Origin of the sequence: Rudaea sp., from assembly GCF_036383415.1 — a bacterium.
Lineage (GTDB): Bacteria > Pseudomonadota > Gammaproteobacteria > Xanthomonadales > Rhodanobacteraceae > Rudaea.
In genome coordinates this window covers 1-3,249 of sequence record NZ_DASVOK010000222.1, presented here as the reverse complement: position 1 = coordinate 3,249, position 3,249 = coordinate 1, and the positions used below count along the sequence as shown (strand labels likewise).

The window sequence follows — 3,249 nt, the reverse complement described above, 5'->3', positions numbered from 1 at the left end:
TGATTCTTGATCTCTTTCGGTACACCGATACGCATGACTGATCTCCCTCGCTTGATTTGTTGGTCTGTTGTGCGCGCCATTGCGGCGGCGCTGCCGGTGCGGCAGTATGATTGAGATATCGAGCAATTGATCGCCTATTTGGCGGACATTTGCATTTGATTGTCGAATATCTAACGTTTAAATCGAGATTTTTAGAATTATTATGCTGATTCAGAATGGGGTCCTCGACGAACGCGACCGCGCGATCCTGCGCCTGCTCCAGCAGGACGGGCGTTTGACCAATCTGGAACTCGCCGCGCAGATCAATCTCTCGCCCTCGGCCTGCCTGCGCCGGGTGAAGCTGCTCGAGGAGCGCGGACTGATCTCGCGCTACGTCATGCTCGTCGACGAAAAGGCGGCGGGCTTGCCGGGCACCGCATTCGTGCTCGTCACGCTCGATCAGCAGGGGCGCGCCGCGCTCGACGCGTTCGAGGCCGCCATCCAGGGCCACCCCGAGGTCACCGAGTGCTGCCTGCTCGCCGGCACCGCCGACTACATGGTGCGCGCGGTTTACGCGAACGCCGCGGACTTCGAGCGCATCCACACCGAGATCCTGACCCAGTTGCCCGGCGTCGTGCGCGTGCAATCGACGCTGGCATTGCGCACGGTGAAGCGAACCACGGCGTTGCCGGTTTGACGGACGGTATCGCGCCGTAGTACGAAGCTGTATGCGGGGCGTTCGTCTTTATATCTGCGCTGCCGCCGCGTGCGGCGAAAAGGAAACGGTAAAGTGAAAAAGTATACAATGTTGATCGACACCGACCCGGGCGTCGACGATGCGATGGCGATCCTGATGGCGCACGACCGCGCCGAAGTGATCGGCCTGTCGGTGGCGGCGGGCAACGTCGGCCTCGAGCACACGGTCGCGAATGCGCTCAAGCTCGTCGAGGTGATCGGCGCAGCGACGCCGGTGTATGCCGGCTGCGCGACGCCGCTCGTGCATGCGGCCGCGGATGCCGCCGACGTGCACGGCAGCGACGGCTTCGGCGACACGGGCTATGAGCCGAGTGCGCACGAGGCGGAAAGCGAACACGCCGCGCTCGCGATCCTGCGTGCCTCGCATGAACATGCCGGCAGCCTCGTCCTCGTCGCGCTCGCGCCGCTGACCAACCTCGCGCTCGCGCTCAAGCTCGATCCGGACTTGCCGTTGCGCGTCGCGCGGCTCGTCGTCATGGGCGGGGCGGTCAGCGGGCGCGGCAACTACGGCACGGTGCCCGCCGAGTTCAACGTCGGTTTCGATCCCGAGGCCGCGCACGTCGTGTTCTCGCAGTGGCCGCGTTTCACCCTGGTCGACTGGGAGGCGACGATGCGCCACGGCCTCGACTTCGAGCGCTTCGAGGCGATGCTGGCCAAGGGCGATGAGCGCGCGAAGTTCTACGATTCGATCACTTTGAGGACGCGCGCCTGGTCACGTGAGCGCGGCCGGCCGCAATTGCTGATCGCCGACGCGCTCGCGATGGCGGTGGCGTTGCAGCCCGACATCGTCGTGCGCGCCGAGGAACACCATGTTGGCGTGGAACTCGGCGGCGCGCTCACGCGCGGTGCGACCGTGGTCGACTGGCAGGATCGCCTCGGCCACGCGGCGAACGCGCAGATCGTGCTCGAAGTCGATCACGCGCGCTTCGAAGCGCTGCTCGCATCCGCCGTCGGCGCAGGCTGATTCGTCTCCAGTGCATTGCGAAACCACACGTCGCGCGTCGGGTAGGCAATCTCGACGTCGTGTTCGCGGAACACCTCGGCGATGCGCATCTGCAGTTCGTTGCGCACGAGGTTACGCTGGTTGATCTCGGCGACGTAGACGCGCAGCTCGAAATCCTGGGTCGAATCGCCGAAGCCGGTCATCCACGCGAGCGGTGCGGGGTCGCGCAGCACGAGCGCGTGTTGCTCGGCGACCCACAGCAGCAGCTTCTGCGCGAGGCGTGCGTCGTTGCGGTAGGCGACGCCGACCTTGATGACCACGCGCGTGGTCGTGTCGCTCAGCGTCCAGTTGACCAGGCGCTCGGTGATGAAGGCCTTGTTCGGCACGATCACTTCCTTGTTGTCCCAGTCGAGGATCGTCGTCGCGCGCGTGCGGATGCGCGTGACCGTGCCTTCGATGTTGCCGATCGTGATGATGTCGCCGACGCGGGCCGGGCGTTCGAACAGCACGATCAGCCCGGAGATGAAGTTGGCGAAGATTTCCTGCAGGCCGAAACCGAGACCGACGGTGAGGCCGGCGGCGAGCCACTGCAGGTTCGCCCAGTGCAGGCCGAGCAGACCCAAGCCGACGAGCACGCCGCCAAGCACGATGAGATAACGCACGACGCTCGTGATCGCGTAGCGCGTCGGCGCATCGATGCTGAGCCGGCGCAGCACACCGATCTCGAGCAGTCCAGGCAGGTTGCGCGTGGCGATGAAGGTCATCGCGAGCAACAGCGCGGATTCGAGCACGTGGCGCAGGGTCACGTTGAGTTCGACCGCCTTGCCGTCGGCGCCGCTCGAACTCGATTTCCACACCGTGATGCCGTCGAGAAAGCTCAGCGCCGGCGCGATGTCGGACCAGATCGCGAGCAGAACGGCGACGAACAGCAGCACGGTGACGAGGCGCAGCACGCGGCGCGTCTGCGCGCCGAGATCGGCCAGGGCCATTTCCTCAGGCTCGACCTCGGGCAACGCTTCACCTTCCACCGGCGGGCCGACCGATTCGAGTTCCGCGAGTTGGCGGTCCTCCGCGCGCTTGAGCGCGAGACGACGTTCGCCGAGTGTGAGCCAGCGCACCGCGAGGCCGTGGATCACGCTGATCGCGAGCAGCGCCATCAGCGACAGCAGCAGGTGTTCGGTGAACAGCGTGGCGGTGAAGAAGTAGCCGATCGCGGCGAGCGCGGCGAGCACGACGAAGGTCGCGCTGAGACCGAAGCGCGTGAACTGGCGCAGGCGAATCGGTTCGTCATCGAGCTTGGCGCCACGCTGTGCCCATACGCGCCCCGGCGCAAGCAGATGCCAGGCGATCGCGGCCAGGCCAAGCGTGCCGGCAATGAACAGCGCGCGGCCGATCGTTGAATCGGTTTCGTTGCCGCTGGTCTCGCGCAGCCAATTGTGGATGAAGATCGGCACGATCACCGACAGCGCGATCCACGGTACCGCGCGACGCAGCGACACGCGGCGCGCGCGCAGCCAGCGGAAATGCGCGTGGGCGAGACCGTCGTCGCGATTGAACCAATGCAGGAAGGC

The 3,249-nt window shown here is 65.6% G+C and carries 3 protein-coding genes; 2 read left to right on the top strand and 1 reads right to left on the bottom strand.

The genetic code is table 11. The features are described 5' to 3' along the window. Positions 1 to 202: 202 nt before the first annotated feature. Both VF497_RS08645 and VF497_RS08640 read left to right on the top strand, forming a co-directional pair. Positions 203 to 676, top strand: coding sequence for an Lrp/AsnC family transcriptional regulator (locus VF497_RS08645; protein ID WP_330887705.1), 474 nt, complete (start codon positions 203 to 205; stop codon positions 674 to 676). 93 nt (positions 677 to 769) lie between these two features. Beyond that, positions 770 to 1,699 (top strand): nucleoside hydrolase, encoded by a 930-nt coding sequence (locus VF497_RS08640; protein ID WP_330887703.1) that lies wholly within the window; start codon positions 770 to 772, stop codon positions 1,697 to 1,699. Here the strand turns inward: VF497_RS08640 and VF497_RS08635 are convergent. Continuing rightward, positions 1,651 to 3,249 (bottom strand): mechanosensitive ion channel domain-containing protein (locus tag VF497_RS08635; RefSeq protein WP_330887702.1); only part of this gene is annotated, 1,599 nt, incomplete at its 5' end. The genes VF497_RS08640 and VF497_RS08635 overlap by 49 nt on opposite strands.

Bases quoted from the DNA above. Each gene is read 5' to 3' on its own strand.
- VF497_RS08645 (WP_330887705.1), top strand. From the start codon at position 203: ATGCTGATTCAGAATGGGGTCCTCGACGAACGCGACCGCGCGATCCTG.